Origin of the sequence: Enterococcus sp. DIV1368f (assembly GCF_051712245.1) — a bacterium.
Classification (GTDB): Bacteria; Bacillota; Bacilli; order Lactobacillales; family Enterococcaceae; genus Enterococcus; species Enterococcus faecalis.
In genome coordinates, this window is record NZ_JBIOON010000001.1 from 698,057 (window position 1) to 715,808 (window position 17,752).

15 protein-coding genes are annotated in these 17,752 nt (G+C 37.9%); 6 read left to right on the top strand and 9 right to left on the bottom strand.

Annotated elements, in window-relative coordinates; translation table 11 throughout:
• Positions 1–23: 23 nt before the first annotated feature.
• From IGL07_RS03430 to IGL07_RS03440, 3 genes are read right to left on the bottom strand one after another with little or no spacing between them, the layout of a single operon-like run.
• The gene (locus IGL07_RS03430) at positions 24–1,178 is read right to left on the bottom strand and encodes a pyridoxal phosphate-dependent aminotransferase (protein ID WP_010817108.1); all 1,155 of its coding nucleotides are present in this window, start codon (positions 1,176–1,178) and stop codon (positions 24–26) included.
• Positions 1,179–1,193: 15 nt separating this feature from the next.
• A complete protein-coding gene (locus IGL07_RS03435) occupies positions 1,194–1,916 on the bottom strand; it encodes an amino acid ABC transporter ATP-binding protein (protein ID WP_002355769.1) in 723 nt (240 codons plus the stop codon).
• Complete coding sequence (locus IGL07_RS03440; protein ID WP_002355770.1) at positions 1,909–3,372, bottom strand: ABC transporter substrate-binding protein/permease; 1,464 nt, start codon at positions 3,370–3,372, stop codon at positions 1,909–1,911. Before IGL07_RS03440 ends, IGL07_RS03435 begins: the two co-directional genes overlap by 8 nt.
• Positions 3,373–3,542: 170 nt before the next feature.
• Between IGL07_RS03440 and IGL07_RS03445 the strand changes: the two genes are divergently transcribed.
• The 5 genes from IGL07_RS03445 to adhE all read left to right on the top strand — a co-directional run bounded on the left by IGL07_RS03445 (position 3,543) and on the right by adhE (position 9,734).
• Positions 3,543–4,649 carry an iron-containing alcohol dehydrogenase family protein gene (locus tag IGL07_RS03445; protein ID WP_002376081.1) on the top strand — a complete coding sequence of 369 codons (1,107 nt, stop codon included), beginning with the start codon at positions 3,543–3,545 and terminating at the stop codon, positions 4,647–4,649.
• Positions 4,650–4,807: 158 nt separating this feature from the next.
• A complete protein-coding gene (gene tgt / locus IGL07_RS03450; protein WP_002355772.1) occupies positions 4,808–5,953 on the top strand; it encodes a tRNA guanosine(34) transglycosylase Tgt in 1,146 nt (381 codons plus the stop codon).
• Positions 5,954–6,013: 60 nt separating this feature from the next.
• Complete coding sequence (gene yajC, locus IGL07_RS03455) at positions 6,014–6,412, top strand: preprotein translocase subunit YajC (RefSeq protein WP_025189494.1); 399 nt, start codon at positions 6,014–6,016, stop codon at positions 6,410–6,412.
• Between the two features lie 261 nt (positions 6,413–6,673).
• A complete protein-coding gene (locus IGL07_RS03460; protein WP_002364719.1) occupies positions 6,674–6,979 on the top strand; it encodes a post-transcriptional regulator in 306 nt (101 codons plus the stop codon).
• Positions 6,980–7,136: 157 nt separating this feature from the next.
• On the top strand, positions 7,137–9,734 hold the full coding sequence (gene adhE, locus IGL07_RS03465) for a bifunctional acetaldehyde-CoA/alcohol dehydrogenase (RefSeq protein ID WP_002388933.1): 2,598 nt from the start codon (positions 7,137–7,139) through the stop codon (positions 9,732–9,734).
• Positions 9,735–9,778: 44 nt separating this feature from the next.
• On the opposite strand, the gene fni is transcribed toward adhE, so the two are convergent.
• From fni to IGL07_RS03495, 6 genes are all read right to left on the bottom strand, one after another.
• Complete coding sequence (gene fni / locus IGL07_RS03470) at positions 9,779–10,822, bottom strand: type 2 isopentenyl-diphosphate Delta-isomerase (RefSeq protein WP_002381302.1); 1,044 nt, start codon at positions 10,820–10,822, stop codon at positions 9,779–9,781.
• Complete coding sequence (locus IGL07_RS03475) at positions 10,806–11,912, bottom strand: phosphomevalonate kinase (protein ID WP_002355777.1); 1,107 nt, start codon at positions 11,910–11,912, stop codon at positions 10,806–10,808. The genes fni and IGL07_RS03475 overlap by 17 nt, the downstream gene beginning before the upstream one ends.
• 2 nt (positions 11,913–11,914) lie before the next feature.
• Positions 11,915–12,910, bottom strand: a complete 996-nt coding sequence (mvaD, locus tag IGL07_RS03480; protein ID WP_002355778.1) for a diphosphomevalonate decarboxylase — start codon at positions 12,908–12,910, stop codon at positions 11,915–11,917.
• Positions 12,910–13,854 (bottom strand): mevalonate kinase, encoded by a 945-nt coding sequence (mvk, locus tag IGL07_RS03485; protein WP_002368154.1) that lies wholly within the window; start codon positions 13,852–13,854, stop codon positions 12,910–12,912. Before mvk ends, mvaD begins: the two co-directional genes overlap by 1 nt.
• Positions 13,855–14,123: 269 nt before the next feature.
• Complete coding sequence (locus IGL07_RS03490; protein WP_002355781.1) at positions 14,124–14,759, bottom strand: pentapeptide repeat-containing protein; 636 nt, start codon at positions 14,757–14,759, stop codon at positions 14,124–14,126.
• A complete protein-coding gene (locus IGL07_RS03495) occupies positions 14,756–15,829 on the bottom strand; it encodes an FUSC family protein (protein WP_002355782.1) in 1,074 nt (357 codons plus the stop codon). The genes IGL07_RS03490 and IGL07_RS03495 overlap by 4 nt, the downstream gene beginning before the upstream one ends.
• A 243-nt stretch (positions 15,830–16,072) precedes the next feature.
• Here IGL07_RS03495 and opp1A point away from each other — a divergent pair, with 243 nt between their 5' ends.
• Complete coding sequence (opp1A, locus tag IGL07_RS03500; protein ID WP_002390393.1) at positions 16,073–17,743, top strand: oligopeptide ABC transporter substrate-binding protein Opp1A; 1,671 nt, start codon at positions 16,073–16,075, stop codon at positions 17,741–17,743.
• Positions 17,744–17,752 lie beyond the last annotated feature (9 nt).

Below are 17,752 nucleotides of genomic sequence, written 5' to 3' on the forward strand. Positions count from 1 at the left end.
TATTAGCTAATGCAGAAGCTTTTTTATTCAAAGGTCATTCTTTCAATTCGATCGAACGCTTCCTTTAATAAATCTAAATTTTGTGTTGCGGCTAAACGAATGTACTCATCGCCCGTTGTTTCACCAAATGCTTTTCCAGGAATCACTAATACCTGTGTCTCTTTTAAAAGCTTTTCCACAAAAGGAACGGAAGTTAGTCCGGTTTTTTGAATGTTAATGAAGGCGTAAATACTTCCTTTGACTGGATGAAGCGAAAGGAAAGGAATCTTTGCTACTCGTTGTGCCACATACTCTAAACGTGCTTGGAACACTTCAACGATTGGGTCTACAAATTCGTCAAAATGTTGTAACGCATAGATTCCTGCTTGCTGTGACAACGTAGGCGCAGAATACGTAACGCCTTCATTAATTAATTTGGCTACTTCGTTAATATAGTCTGGGGCAATCATATAACCAATACGCCAACCAGTCATTGCAAAGGCTTTTGAAAAGCTACCAAAAGTGATAGTATTTTCTGGAGCAAACGTAGCCATGGGAGTAAACGTTTCTTGGAAACAAAAGGCTTCATAAACTTCATCTGAAAGAATGTATAGATTGTGTTCAATCGCTACCTGTGCAATTTCTCTGAAAGTTTCTTCAGAGAAAACAGCGCCTGTCGGGTTATTCGGTGAATTTAGAATAATCGCTTTGGTTTTAGGCGTGATTTTTTCTTTCAAAAGAGCTACATCAATTTGGAAACCATCTTCTTCATAGGTTGGTAAAAAGACCGGAACGCCATCTGCTAAAAGGACTTGGTCTTTATAAGGAGAGAAATAAGGTTCATGAATAATCACTTCATCTCCAGGATTTAGAATCACTTGTAAGGCAAGGTACATTCCGTGCAGAGCGCCAACTGTGGCCCGGACTTGATTCGGTTGAAAAGATAATTGATAATGTGACTGATAAAACTGAATGACCGCCTCAATGAATGCCTCGCTACCATCAGAAGCGGTATATTTTGTATGCCCATTTTTGGCATCGTTAGCTGCTTGTTCGATAATCCGCTCATCAGTAATTAAGTCAGGGTCACCAATCGATAAATCGATTAAATTTGGGGTCTTTTTCGCCAATGTTGCAATATCCATGAGTAAATTTTCAGTAGGTTGTTGGTAACGTGTTGCGATATTCTTGCGATCCATACCAGGTGCTCCTTTTTATAAAACTTTTCTTAGAAAATCTTGTGTTCTTGGGTTTTGTGGCGCATCAAAAATTTCTTCAGGTGTGCCTTCTTCTTGAATGATTCCTGCATCCATAAAAATGACACGGTCCGCGACTTCTTTTGCGAAGCCCATTTCGTGGGTAACCACTACCATTGTCATCCCTTCAATAGCTAAATTTTTCATAACGGATAGCACTTCGCCCACCATTTCAGGGTCTAAGGCAGAAGTTGGTTCATCGAACAGCATTACGTCAGGGCGCATGGCTAAAGCACGAGCAATCGCTACCCGTTGTTGTTGCCCACCAGAAAGTTGAGCGGGATAATTTTCTTTTTTATCTGATAAACCAACTTGTTCCAGTAAGGAAAGAGCATGTTCTGTGGCTTCGGCAGCGGCTTCTTTTTTTACTTTAACAGGACTAATCGTTAAGTTTTCCAAGACATTTTTATGCGGGAAAAGATTGAAATTTTGGAATACCATTCCCATTTTTTGACGAAGTTGATCAATGTTGGTATTTTTATCTAATAAATTTTTTCCTTCAAATTCAACGCTGCCACCAGTTGGTGTTTCTAATAAGTTCAAGCAACGTAAAAAAGTACTTTTACCACTACCAGAAGGGCCAATAATTACGACAACTTCACCAGCTTCAATTTCTAAGTCAATTCCTTTAAGTACTTCATTTTTTCCGAATGTTTTCTGTAAGTTTTTAATGTTAATCACTAGTACTCATTCTCCTTTCAGCAACACCTAATAGACGTGAGATAGTAAAGGTTAGGACGAAATAAATCAACGATACAATTAAGTAAGGTAAGAAGGGTTTAAAACTTGCTCCTTGAACGTTGCCAGCTTGGAAAATTAGTTCCGAAACACCAATGACTGAAACAACGGAAGATTCTTTAATTACTGTAACAAATTCATTGCCTAACGCTGGTAAAATATTTTTAATAGCTTGTGGGAAAATGATGTATCGCATTGCTTGGTTTTGATTCATTCCCAAAGAACGAGCAGCTTCCAATTGTCCTTTATTAACTGCCTGAATACCAGCACGAATAATTTCTGCTACATATGCACCACTGTTTAAAGAAAGAGCAATACAACCAGCTGCTACTTTTGATAAGTCCAAACCAAGAACGCCTGTCCCGAAATAGACAATAAAAATTTGAACAAGCAAAGGAGTGCCACGAACATATTCAATATAAGCAATGGCAATGCCACGTAAAATTTTGGAATTGGCTAACTTCATTAAGGCAAGTAATGCCCCTAAAATGGCACCAAACAAAACACCAATGAAAGCTAGGAAAATGGTATAGCCTGCACCGTTAAGGTAGAACTTTCCATACTTTTGTAAAAAGCTTTGATCTTTTTGGAACATTAATTGATTGGCTTCTTTTTTATAACCGTCCATTAATTTTTGATCATTAATTTGTTTAATAGAGGCATTTACTTTCTCCGTCAAAACGGGCGCATCTTTAGGAAAAGCAACGGCAGTATCTTTTGAGCCTTTTTCAAAGGTAACATCAGCAAAAGCTAAATCCTCATTTTGAGAAACATAGGCTTCGCCAACCGGTTCTTCCATAACGACTGCATCTAATTTATTATTTTTTAGATTCATAATTAAATCTGGAATTTTTTGAAGAGAAGTAGGGACAGCACCGGTTAATTCGGTTTTAATTAATTCTTCTTGTGTCGTTTGCTTTTGGGCACCTGCACGAACGCCTTCGAAATCTTTAGTGGAATGAAATTTATCTTTGTCTTCTTTCCGAACAATGACTCTTTGTTGAACATTCATATATGGTTGAGAAAAAGCTACTTCTTTTAATCGTTCAGGCGTTGGCGACATGCCTGAAATGACCATGTCAATCTTGCCAGTTTTTAAGGCCCCTAACAGAGCATCGAAGCCTAGTTCTTCGATTTTTAATTTAACGCCTAAATCGTCGGCAATTTTTTGAGCAATAGAAATATCAAAACCGACAATTTTATCTTCACCATCTACTTTTGCATGAAATTCATAAGGGGCATAGTCTGCGGATAAGCCGACAACTAGTTCTCCCTTTTGGATGATTTTGTCATAGACTGGATCGTTTTCGGCTGCAAAAGTTTCTTTAATAGGTAATAATGAGAGCAACAAGAATAAAATTGGTAAAATCGTCTGTAGCCATTTTTTACATTTGGTCATTTGCGTAAACTCCTTTTTGTATTATTTTTATAAATATTCAAAAAAAGCGAATAAATGTATAAAAATTTATTGTGTTATGATGTGGTTTATCATATCATAGAATATGTAAAAGGAAAAGTAGTAGAGTTGAAAAAATACAACTTTTTCAAAAAAATTTTCAAAAGTCAAAAATGAAGGGGATTTTCAAGATGGAACAATCATTAATTGTGAGAGGGACACCACAAGAGTATCTTTGCGAAATTGGTTCGTGGGAATTATTAGAAGGACAACTATTATGCAGAAATATTCATCGTGTATTCATTTTACACGGAACTGAGTCATGGCAAGCGGCAAAACCGTATTTTCCGACGTTTCAAAAAGTAACAGCTGTTTTTGAAAACTATGGAGGTGTTTGTACAGATCAACGTGTGCAAGAGTTAGAAGCGCAAGTGCTGGACAATCATTTAGAGGCCATCGTTGCTGTTGGTGGAGGAAAAGTGGCCGACTTGGGCAAAGCCTTAGCACACAAAATGGCGTTACCGGTAATTATTTTACCCACTTTAGCAGCTACTTGTGCGCCGTGCACGCCATTGAGTGTAATGTATCGAGAAGATGGAGCAATGGAACGGTATGACGTTTTTCCGCAAGCAAACGCTTTGGTGTTGGTAGAACCAAGAGTGTTATTGCATTCGCCTCGGTCCTTAATGGTGGCAGGTATTGGGGATACATTAGCTAAATGGTACGAAGCAGATGCGATTATTTCGCAGTTAGACGTCCAAGTGTTACCTATTCAAGTTTCTCATTTTGCCGCGGAAAAATGTCGCGATATTTTGTTAAATGAAAGTATCAATGCTTTAAAAGCGATGGAAGAGCAACAATTAAATCAATCGTTTATTGATGTCATCGAAACAAATTTAATTATTGGTGGAATGGTGGGTGGCTTTGGCGATGATTATGGTCGGACAGCGGGTGCCCATTCCATTCATGATGCACTAACTTTGCTGCCAGCTAGCCATCAACAATTGCATGGAAACAAAGTGGCGTATGGTGTGTTTGTTCAATTAGCCATTGAAGAGAAATGGCAAGAAATCGCTGAATTGATTCCTTTCTATCACCAACTAGGTTTGCCTATTTCTTTAAAAGAAATGGACATGGACTTAACTGAAGCCGAGTATCAAGAAGTAGCAGAACGTGCTTGTATAGAAGGCGAAACGATTCATTATATGAAACAAAAAATTACCCCTGAAATTGTGAAAACAGCGATGCAAGATTTAGAAAAATATACAGCGACAAAATAAGTGCCAAACAGCAACTAGCTCATTTGAATTATTTGAACTAGTTGCTGTTTTTTAAGGATCCTTTTTTGAAAAAAGAAACCTTGAGAAATCCTTGCAAATTCAATAAAAAAAAAGTATGATGATGGGAGGACAAATTATAGTAGAAAGTAGGGAAATGAATGACGGAACCAGCCATTCGTTATCGTTTAATCAAAAAAGATAAACACACAGGTGCGCGTTTAGGTGAATTAATTACTCCTCACGGCACATTTCCAACACCAATGTTTATGCCGGTAGGTACACTTGCGACAGTTAAAACAATGTCACCAGAAGAATTAAAAGAAATGGGTGCCGGTGTTATTTTAAGTAATACTTACCATTTATGGTTACGCCCAGGTGAAGATTTAGTTGAAGAAGCAGGCGGTTTACACAAATTTATGAACTGGGATCAACCTATTTTAACTGATTCAGGTGGCTTCCAAGTCTTCTCATTAAGTGATATGCGGAAAATCGAAGAAGAAGGTGTGCATTTTAGAAATCATTTAAATGGTTCAAAAATGTTCCTTTCTCCAGAAAAAGCAATCAATATTCAAAATAAATTAGGATCAGATATTATGATGAGCTTTGATGAATGTCCACCATTTGATGAAAGCTATGAGTATGTCAAACGCTCGATTGAACGAACTTCTCGTTGGGCTGAGCGTGGCTTAAAAGCCCATGCGAATCCTGATAGACAGGGATTGTTCGGTATTGTTCAAGGTGCAGGATTTGAAGATTTACGTCGTCAAAGTGCCAAAGATTTAGTGAGTATGGATTTTCCTGGCTATTCGATTGGTGGCTTATCTGTTGGTGAGTCTAAGGAAGAAATGAACCGAGTCTTAGACTTTACGACACCGTTAATTCCTGAAAATAAACCACGTTACTTAATGGGTGTGGGTGCCCCTGATTCATTAATTGATGGAGTGATTCGTGGGATTGACATGTTTGATTGTGTGTTACCAACACGTATTGCGCGCAATGGTACTTGTATGACTTCACAAGGTCGCTTGGTTGTTAAAAATGCCCAATATGCAAGAGATTTTCGTCCGCTTGATGAAAAATGTGATTGTTATGTTTGTCGTAATTATACGCGGGCCTATATTCGTCATTTGATTAAATGTGATGAAACATTCGGAATCCGTTTAACATCGTATCATAATTTATACTTCTTGTTAGACTTAATGAAAAATGTCCGTCAAGCAATTATGGACGACAATTTATTAGAATTCCGACAAGCGTTTTTTGAAGAATATGGCTTTAATAAAGCGAATGCAAAAAGTTTCTAAAAATTAGAGGAAAAAACTAGTTCTTCAAGCATTTTTTTGATACAGTTAGTAGTGTGAATAATGCAGAGTGAGGTGAAACAAATGGGTGGCGGATTTACAATGATTTTTACATTAGTCCTTTTAGGAGGAATGATGTTTTTCATGACACGTTCTCAAAAGAAACAACAGCAAGAACGTCAAAAACAACTAAACGCAATGAAAATTGGCGATAGTGTTGTCACAATTGGTGGTTTACATGGTGTTTTAAGTGAAATCAACGAAAAAACAGTTTTAATCGATTGCGAAGGTATTGTCTTAGAATTTGACCGTGCAGCAATTCGAACTGTAACACCTGGAACTGCTGTTACAAATGATTCAGCAGTAACTAGTGTACCAGTCACAGAAGTTGAAGAGACAGTCACAGAAGAAGTAACTGAAGTTCCTGAAACATCAGATCCTTCAAAAGAAAAGAAAGACTAAACGATTCAACTGATTCATTTAATGGTTAAAGAGAGCGGAACAGGCTTTTCAAAGGCGAAACTGTGACCAGTAGTCACACGAGAAAGCCAATAAGAAGAGATAATTCCTATTCCGCTCGTGTCGTTTATCTTAAAATGTAGGACTAGGAAGGTAGGTCATTTGGACTTACGTCCTAAGTCCTTTTTAACTATTAAGTTTACAAAAAAGGTTCCTTTTTATAGTGTTGGAAGATAGTTAAAAAGTGAGCAATCTTTCGCTTGGTTGGAAGGAGAAGAGCCCATGACAAAGGAAAAATTAAGTTGGTTACAACAAAAAATGCTCAATAAAAGTATTAAAAAGAAGTGCCAAAATTTTCGTGAACTAGGTTATTCTTCCATCAACGAAGAAGATTTATTGACTTATTTACTCACCTATCGTTGGAAAAAGCAAGCCCGTTTATCTGTCAAAGACTGTCGCAAAGACATTCAGAAGGTTAAGCCGAATGAATTTTTTGACTATCAACAATTATTGGCACAGACATCAAAAAATCCTTTAAGGGACTGGCATGATATTGAAGACTTATTCTAGAAAAAAGAATAGGTCTTTTTTTTGAGATAAAAAAAAATTATAAATAGTTGTGAAAAATATCACAAAAAACTATTTACAAGATTCATTTTATGTTGTATGATGTGAATGTGAAATAGTTAACAAAGTTTTTTAAAATGAAACTCTTAGGAGGATGAACATGGTTAAAACAGTAAAAAAAGAAAAGACAGAAACAGTTGATGTTTCATCAATGATTGATGAATTAGCAACAAAAGCGAATGTCGCTTTAAAAGCAATGGAAGATTTTACACAAGAACAAGTAGATCACATTGTCCATCAAATGGCGATGGCGGCGTTAGACCAACATATGCCTTTAGCAAAAATGGCTGTCGAAGAAACTGGCCGTGGAATCTATGAAGATAAAGCAATCAAAAATATGTATGCATCTGAATACATTTGGAATAATATTAAACATGATAAAACAGTGGGTGTAATTAACAAAGACGAACAAACCGGTTTAATGGAAATTGCTGAGCCAGTTGGCGTGGTATGTGGGGTCACACCAACAACAAACCCAACGTCAACAACTATTTTTAAATCACTAATTGCCTTAAAAACAAGAAATCCAATTGTTTTTGCTTTCCATCCTAGCGCACAAAAATGTTCGGCAGAAGCGGCACGTATTGTACGGGATGCGGCGATTGCAGCAGGTGCACCAGAAAATTGTATTCAATGGATTGAACAACCATCGATTGATGCAACATCTGCTTTGATGAATCATCCAGGGATTGCCATTGTTTTAGCAACTGGTGGCGCAGGCATGGTAAAATCTGCGTACTCAACAGGTAAACCAGCACTAGGCGTTGGTCCTGGGAACGTACCAGCTTATATTGAAAAAACGGCTAAAGTAAAACGTGCGGTTAATGATTTAATTGTTTCAAAATCATTTGATAATGGAATGATTTGTGCTTCTGAGCAAGCGGTCATTGTGGATAAAGAAATTTATGCTTCTGTCAAAGCTGAGTTTGAAGCACACAACGTTTACTTCGTGAAACCGAATGAATTACAAAAACTAGAAGATGCAGTGATGAATGAAGGCAAATACGCAGTAAATCCAGCGATTGTCGGTAACTCTGCAGAAAAAATTGCTGAATTAGCAGGAATTAGCGTACCAAAAGGCACAAAAATTTTAGTCGCTGAATTAGAAGGTGCAGGTCCAGAATATCCATTATCAAGAGAAAAATTATCGCCAGTTTTAGCAATGATGAAATCAAACAATGCAGAGCATGCTTTTGAACTATGTGAAGCGATGTTAAACTTAGGTGGTTTAGGACATACAGCAGTAATTCATACAGAAGATGAAGAGTTACAAGTTGCTTTTGGTTTACGTATGAAAGCTTGTCGTATTTTGGTGAATACTCCATCAGCAGAAGGCGGTATCGGTAACATTTATAACGAAATGATTCCATCCTTGACACTTGGTTGTGGTTCATACGGGAAAAACTCTGTTTCTAAAAACGTATCAGCCATTAACTTAATTAATATTAAAACGGTAGCGAAACGGAGAAATAATATGCAATGGTTTAAATTACCTCCAAAAATTTTCTTTGAAAAAAATTCTTTACAATATCTACAAAAAATGGAAAATGTTGAACGTGTCATGTTAGTTTGTGATCCAGGTATGGTTCAATTTGGCTATGCAGATATCGTACGTAAAGAGCTACAAAAACGTAAAAATGATGTGAAAATCGAAGTGTTTTCTGATGTTGAACCAAACCCATCAACAAATACTGTTTATGCAGGTACCAAAATGATGGTTGATTTCCAACCAGATACAGTGATTGCCTTGGGTGGCGGTTCTGCAATGGACGCGGCGAAAGGCATGTGGATGTTCTATGAACACCCAGATACGGAGTTCTTTGGTGCAAAACAAAAATTCTTAGATATCCGCAAACGGACATATAAAATTGCCAAACCAGAAAAAACACAATTTGTTTGTATTCCAACTACTTCAGGAACTGGTTCAGAAGTTACACCATTTGCCGTTATCACTGATAGTGAAACACACGTGAAATACCCGTTAGCAGACTATGCGTTAACACCAGATGTAGCGATTGTTGATCCACAGTTCGTAATGTCTGTGCCAGCTTCAGTCACTGCAGATACAGGTATGGATGTTTTAACACATGCTATTGAATCTTATGTTTCCGTGATGGCTTCAGATTACACACGTGGTTTAAGTTTACAAGCAATCAAGTTAGTTTTCGATCATTTAGAAAATTCAGTGAAACGTCCAGATATGGAATCTCGCGAAAAAATGCATAATGCATCAACCATGGCAGGGATGGCATTTGCTAATGCATTCTTAGGTATTTGTCACTCTATTGCTCATAAAATTGGTGGGGAATATGGCATTCCACATGGTCGTACAAATGCGATTTTATTACCACATATTATTCGTTACAATGCGAAAGATCCATCAAAACACGCAATGTTCCCTAAATATGATTACTTCCGCGCCGATACTGATTATGCAGACATTGCAAAATTCTTAGGCTTAAAAGGAAATACTACCGCAGAATTAGTAGAAGCTTTAGCAACAGCAGTAGCAGACTTAGGTAAATCAGTCGGAATTGACATGAACTTGAAAGCCCAAGGTGTCTCACAAGAAACATTAGACACAACGGTTGATCGTATGGCAGAACTTGCATATGAAGACCAATGTACAACTGCAAATCCGAAAGAACCATTAATTAGTGAACTAAAACAAATTATCTTAGATGCTTATGTAGGATAAAAGAACTCAAATAAAGAGACCAGAACATTAATGTTCTGGTCTCTTTAACGTTTTGCGAAAACAGTGCTGTCGATACCACGGTTATGACACCAATTAACTAAAACTGGATCGAGGATAAGTGCGGTACTCGTTAATTCTTCTGTCGTCTTTTTTCCTAAAAGAGTATAAAGCATTTTCACTTCTTCTTGCCATTGCTGTACAAGGGCTAAGGTATTTTCTAAACCATTTTTACTCATAAGGGAAGCTAAGATAGTCCCAGCAACTCCCATGCTTTTGGCACCTAAAGCGAGTCCTTTGACAATATCAAGAGAGTTACGCACACCGCCAGAGCCGAGAATAGTTAGTTTCTTTTGCCAATTTTGTGATTCCAGAAGAGAGATGACCGTTGATTGCCCCCAATCATCTAAGAAAGAAAGTTCTCGTTTCTTCCGCCGGGCATTTTCAATTTGTGTAAAACTCGTTCCGCCTTGGCCGCTCACATCCGCTGCTTGAACGCCGATAGAGGTGAGTTTTTCTAAGGTTTCTTGGCTCATGCCAAAGCCAACCTCTTTGACAATGACAGGCACTTCTACGGCCTGTACGATAGCTTCAATCTTGGTTAGCCAATTAGTGAAATCACGATCTCCTTCAGGCATGACCAATTCTTGGGGCACATTTACATGGATTTGTAAGGCATTCGCTTGAAATAAATCAAGCGCTCGCTTTGCTTCTTCCACACCCAAACCTGCACCAATATTGGCAAAAATGAGTCCATCTGGGTTTTCTTTTCGCATAATTTGATACGTATCCGCTAAACTAGCATCTTTTAACGCTGCCGAGACAGATCCTGTCGCAACTAAAAGGCCAGTTTCTTTGGCAATAATGCCTAATTGCTGATTAATTTCTTTTGCACGCTGACTACCACCTGTCATTGCATTGACATAAAAAGGTTGGGGAAGCTGAAAAGAAAGAAACGAAGTGGAAATATCCACTTCGTTAACAGCGGATTCAGCAAACGATTGGTGAACAAAACGCACACGATCAAAGTCATTACTTTTTTCTTTGTGGAACGCTTTAGCTAATGATAGATGTTCATCTTTTCGATTCATGCTTCTCCTTACACTCCTTTTGACCATAGGTATAGACGTGAAGTGGCAGTGGGGTAATTCCGTCTTTTTCCCAAGCTGTCATTAATGGTAAAATCCCAGATTTTTGGCGGAAAATTACAATCCCACAATCGCCCCCGCCAGCGCCAGAAGATTTCGCAGCTCCTGTATAAGATTCAGCCAAATCACAAAGATTTTTCAAGGCTTCTGTTTCGATTACCACACCAGTCAGTGAAGATAATTCGGCGAGTAATTGGCGATTTTTAGTAATTTGTTTTTGAATAACAGAAATTTTTCCTGTGTTAAAGCCATTAATCATTGTTTCGACACAAAGCCGACTTTTCATTAAGAACTGCTCATAAGCCGCTTGTTTTTCTTCTTTTGATTGATGGACTCGATCAACTAAGTCTGAAGTGGACGCAGGGCTACCTGTCCAACCAATTAGTAAACGTAGTTGTTTCGGTACTTTTAACGGAAAAATCATTAATTCAGGCCAGTCCATTGCTAACAAATCAGTTAATGTTTCAGTGGCTACTTTTTGATTGACCCAATCATGATCGAAGGTTGAAAAGGCAATCCAGCCCCCGTAACAGCTGGCGGCGATATCTCCGCAAGAACCATTTCCTTGAACGGCTAAGTGAGCTAATGCTGATAATTTGAAAATTTCCTCATTTTCTAAACCTAAGTCATAAAAAATATTCAAGGCTTTGACAGTTCCAACGGTTACTGCACCGCTTGAACCAAGACCATATTTTCGTCCATTTGAACTATCTAATTCACTCGTCACTTTTAAATGATAAAATGACAATTCTTTGTTTTGCTCTTGCGCATATTTTTCAGTTAGATGAATCGCCGCTAAAACATAATGAAAAGGATTTTCGCGAATATCTAATACAAGCTCACCATTTCGGCGTGTCCAGCGAATAGGTAAAGAGCTGTATTGTGCAGATTGAATACTGCCTTCATCTGTTGTTTCTTCGACAGTCACAGTTACGAATTGATCCACAGCAACGATAATGGCAGGGTGGCCAGGTTCAACAACGGCATATTCTCCTGCAATAAATAACTTTCCTGGCGTAGTAACTTCAATCATGCTTATTTATCCATTCCTTTCGTTTCAAACAATTCAATTCCGGGACCAGCAAAAGCTGGGACTAACTGCTCTTTTGAAAAATGTTCACTTAAAAATGTTTTTAATGCTTCTAAGTTTTTCTTTTCGACTAAGACCTTGACATTCGGACCTGCATCCATTGTAAAGTAGCAAGGAATTCCTTTGGCCCGTGCTTGGCGAACTAAAGCCATCGCTTGTAAGCTGCCTGGGGACCAGTAAGTAAATGGAGGGACAGCGCCTAAGGTTGTTCCATGCATCCTTAACCCATTGGCTTCAATGATTTCTCCTAAACGAGGGAAGTCTTTTGTTTTAATTGCTTCATGAACTTGGGATAAATCTTTTTCCACATTGTCCAACCAACCTTGATAAAAGCTAGAAGTTTCTACTGTTCGTTTCATTCCATCACGGCTGGAAACATCTTTTTCGCCATCATTAATTAAGATAAAGAGCATGGCCAATTCGTTTTCCCAATTATTGGCTGGAATATTTTCAGCAAACGACGTTTCATCAGAGTGGCCTTTGTTCCATTGAGCAAAACCACCAAAAATACTACGACAAGCAGAACCTGAACCACGTCGCGCTAAACGTGATAAGTCTTTTGCTGAAAGATTTAATCCTAAGGCTACGTTACAGGCCCCTGCTAAAGCAGCTAGACCACTCGCTGAAGAAGCCAAACCAGCTGCAGTAGGCACAAAATTTTGACTTTCTACTTTTGCAAACCAAGTACAATCGGCTTGTTGACGAACAAGGTTCAAAAATTCTTTGACTTTTTTTGTTTGTTTTTCGTTTTGCAAGATACCATCTAAAATAAATACATCTTCTGAATAATGGGCATCAAATGTCACAGTTGTTTCTGTGTAAAAGGCATCTAATGTTAATGATAAACTACTATTCATTGGTAAAATGTATTCTTCATTGGCTTTTCCCCAATATTTAATCAGAGCAATATTTGTATGCGCTCGTGCTTTTCCTGAAAGCATTACTTTTTCACCTCTAATGATTGAATCCATGTAGCAACAGCTCCATTTTCTTCTAAAGTCTGTGCAATGGTTTGTGCGGTCTTTTTATTATCTGTTAAGGCAATCATACAGCCACCGCGACCGCCGCCGGTTAATTTTGCTCCTAGAGCGCCATGTTCTTGAGAGAGAGCCACTAGTCGATCCAGCATATCGTTGCTGACGGTTAATTGCTGGAGTTGCTCTTGCGCTAACGTCATTAGCTGACCTAATTTTTGTTTATCATCTTGTAAAATTGCCTGCTTCGCTTCTTTAGTAAAAGAACCTAATTGTTTCATTGTTTCAGCGATTGCTGTGGGATTATTTTGAGCTAGCTGCGCAATGTCTTTCACTGCTTCACGTGTTTGACCTTTAATTCCCGTATCAGCTACTACTAAGTAGGCATTAGATAAATTCATCGAGAAATGTGTGGGCGGAAATCCTCTAGTAAAAAATAAGGGATCAGCGCCGCTTGTTGCTGCGGCATCGATACCACTAGGATTGCCATGAGCAATTTTCTCACTTAAGGAAACAAGCTCAAACAATTCTTGATATGTATAAGCGTAATCAAAATAATCAAAAAGGCTTCGAACGATGGCCACAGCGGTTGCTGCGCTTGAGCCCATTCCTCGTTCAGCGGGAATCGTACTTGTTAAGGTCAAAGTGCCTTTAAACGTATCTTCCTTTAAAAAATGTAAGGTTTGCTGAACAACTTCCTTGATATTTGCTAGCTCTTGGGGCACGTCTTCAAGCAATCCTGTAAAATATGCACAATCAATCTGCATAGTTTTTGCTGGGGTAAAGACGGCTGTGATTTCTGTCGCTTGAAAAGGAAAGGCGATTGCTGGTTCGCCGTAAACAACGGCGTGTTCCCCCATTAAAATGATTTTTCCCGTCGCTTGACCGAGGCCTTGTTTTTTTATATTCATTCACTGACATTCCTTTTGAGTAGAATCGAGTATAGGACAAAAGACGTTCTTGGATTAGAAGAACGTTTGTCATAATCTCTTCATGATTTATAGGAAATGATTCCAAAAGTTTCTCTTGTTCCAAAAAAAGAGATTGCTTAACCTAAGATAGTTTACCTAAAAATAAGGCACAAGTAAAATGGTTCCGTTGGTTTTTCCAAAAAATTAATAACAATTTAATAAGAAAGAACCGACAGAACCAGTTATTCGGCTATTTTTTTAAAATTTTCTTAGGTAATCACCAAACCAAGGGCACTTGCCAAATAAATGGCTTGTTCAGGGGTGACTTTAAGACCTGATAAATAGTTTGGTGAGAAAGTCAAGCGTTCAAAGGTGTTTTGGGAAAAATCCAATCCTTTTAAAGAAGTATTTAACCAATTACTTTCGGTTAAATCGCAAGCTTCTAGAAGGAGTTTCTTCCAAGTGACCTCGAAAAATTCACTTTCGACTAAACGAGTCTGATTAAAGTGAACAAGATTAAAATTTGCAAAACGAAAAGAAGCATAATCGGCTTTGCAATCCTCAAATAGACAATCTTTTAAATAGCTATCTGCAAAATTCGTTCCTGTCAAATTGCAACGAAGGAAAGTCACTCGATGAAAACTGCCAGACAGCCATTCGACGTTAGAAAAATCGCAAGCTTCAAAACGCACATTACTACAATCAAAAGAAGCAAACTGGCCATTTGCTAATGAAAGATGATCGAAAACAGCATCCCGAAAGACTAAGTTACGAACTTCTTGATTCGGTAAATCAATCTGCTGATACAAATGATTTTCTAAGATTGCCTCATCTTCTAATTGACAGTTCGTTAATAGAGGAAGTTGTTCTGGTAGATTTGGTGGCAAGGGATAAGTTATTTTCATAAAACGCCTCTTTCTTCTTGTTGATTTTCAAAGGTTTCATCAATTGAGTAGGCCCGATTATAGAAACGTAGCGCAGTTGTGAAAACATAAGCGCCAGCAAAACCAAGTAAACTACCTAACACAATCCCGACTAATCGATAGTTTAAAAGATTACTAATGACTTGCTGTCGTGCAAGATTTGATAATAATAAGGACATCGGGGTAATAAAAAAGCTGGCAATCGCATAGTTTCTGTTAATGAATCCTTCAAAAGCTGCATATAGAATACTAATGATACCGATTGTTTGTAAAGGTGTAAAGGGAATCATTAATAAAATTGCAGAAAGCAACAAACCAAGACTCGTACCTAAAATCCGTTGAACATTTCGCTGCATCACAGAATGTAAATTTTCCCCTTGCAAAATGGCTGCGCAAGTAAACGTCATCCAATAGGCGTTGACTAAATGAAGCGATTGGCTTAAATAAGCTGCTAAAAATAAAATGGCCGCATAATGCAAAGCATCTAATAAAGAAGCGGGATCGATATAAAGTCGTTCTTGAAGAGACATCCGTTTTTGAAAAACGTAGGGGCGCTTGTCGATGAAATGAAGCACAATGCCCATGATAATGCCGGTCACTACTCCTAAAAGAACAAAACTGGCCATGATGGGAATCTTATGTAAAGGAAAATTGTTGCTTGTTCCCATTGCGGTTGACATGATAACTAACAAAGCACCAGGCTTCTCAATGCCATACAATCTAAAAAGTAAGCGTGCAAGAAAAGCGACGATGGCAATTGTAATGGGAATCAACCAAGGTACATGGTGACTTAGCATTCCTAAGCTGTTGCCCAGAACAATAAAAAAGCCAACAATATTCAGTCTGCGCAATAATTGGGGCAAAGGAAGCGGCTGATAATAAATAAACGTATAAATGCCCATCGAGCCAAAGGTCCCAATGAGTAAATTATTGGAAAAATAACCAATTAATAATGGAATTGCCATACAAATTGCGACACCAACTAACCGAAATAATTCGTCATTTGCTTTATCAATAGCAAACAAATCCTTTAAAAACGTAGAATTTTTCATATTTTGTCACTCCTTCACTTCCTAATTTACCATAATGTTTAGAAAACTGACAAAAGAATTGCAATAAAAGACAGGAAGAAAAAGAGTGGTTTCTGATAGGAAGAGAAGAAAAATTAAAAAAAGTTAACATTTTGACTTGCAATTTTAATATGAAAAATGTAAGATATATTCCATAGCAATAAATAATTATTAAATTCTGATTTTTCAGAAAATACAGATTGTATTATTTTAGGAGGCAACACTATGAAATTGAAAAAGTCATTAACATTCGGTGTGATTACATTATTTAGCGTAACAACTTTAGCGGCTTGTGGAGGCGGCGGAACGTCAGATAGCTCAAGCGCATCTGGTGGCGGTAAGGCTAGTGGCGAACAAGTTTTACGTGTCACAGAACAACAAGAAATGCCAACAGCTGATTTATCACTAGCAACAGACAGAATTAGTTTTATTGCATTAAATAATGTATATGAAGGAATTTATCGTTTAGACAAAGATAACAAAGTCCAACCTGCAGGTGCAGCGGAAAAAGCAGAAGTTTCTGAAGATGGACTAACATACAAAATTAAATTAAACAAAGATGCAAAATGGTCAGACGGTAAACCAGTGACTGCTAATGACTATGTTTACGGATGGCAACGAACAGTTGATCCAGCGACAGCTTCTGAATATGCTTATCTGTATGCCTCTGTAAAAAATGGTGATGCCATTGCTAAAGGGGAAAAAGATAAATCAGAATTAGGAATTAAAGCAGTCAGTGATACAGAATTAGAAATCACTTTAGAAAAAGCAACACCATACTTTGATTACTTATTAGCTTTCCCATCATTCTTCCCGCAACGTCAAGATATTGTGGAAAAATATGGTAAAAATTATGCATCAAACAGCGAAAGTGCTGTCTACAATGGTCCATTCGTCTTAGACGGCTTTGATGGTCCTGGTACAGATACAAAATGGTCATTCAAGAAAAACGATCAATATTGGGATAAAGATACTGTGAAACTGGACTCAGTAGATGTGAATGTCGTGAAAGAATCACCAACCGCGTTGAACTTGTTCCAAGATGGACAAACAGACGATGTCGTTCTTTCTGGTGAATTAGCCCAACAAATGGCCAATGACCCAGCTTTTGTTAGTCAAAAAGAAGCATCAACACAATATATGGAACTAAATCAACGTGATGAAAAATCACCATTTAGAAATGCGAACTTACGTAAAGCAATTTCTTACTCAATCGACCGTAAAGCGTTAGTTGAATCAATCTTAGGGGATGGTTCTATCGAGCCAAACGGTTTAGTACCAGCAGATATGGCAAAAGACCCAAGTGGCGGCAAAGACTTTGCTAAAGAAGCAGGTAGTCAAATTGAATATGATACGAAAAAAGCTAAAGAATACTGGGAAAAAGCGAAAAAAGAATTGGGGATTTCAACCTTAACAATGGATATTCTTTCTTCAGATGCAGATTCTTCTAAGAAAACAGTTGAATTTGTTCAAGGGTCAATTCAAGATGCTTTAGATGGTGTGAAGGTAACGGTTAGTCCGGTTCCATTCTCTGTTCGTTTAGATCGTTCAAACAAAGGCGACTTTGATGCAGTAATCGGTGGTTGGAGTGCTGACTATGCTGATCCAAGTAGTTTCTTAGACTTATTTGCTTCAGATAACTCATATAACCGTGGACGTTATAACAATTCAGAGTTTGACAAGTTCGTGAAAGCAGCAAGTAGTGCAGATGCGACAGATCCTGAAAAACGTTGGGATGATATGTTAAATGCAGAGAAAACGATTATGGGAGACATGGGTGTGGTACCATTATTCCAAAAATCAGAAGCGCATTTACGTGCTGAAAAAGTCAAAGATGTCGCAGTTCATCCTGCTGGCGCAACGTATGACTACAAATGGGCATACATTTCAGAATAACCTGACAAA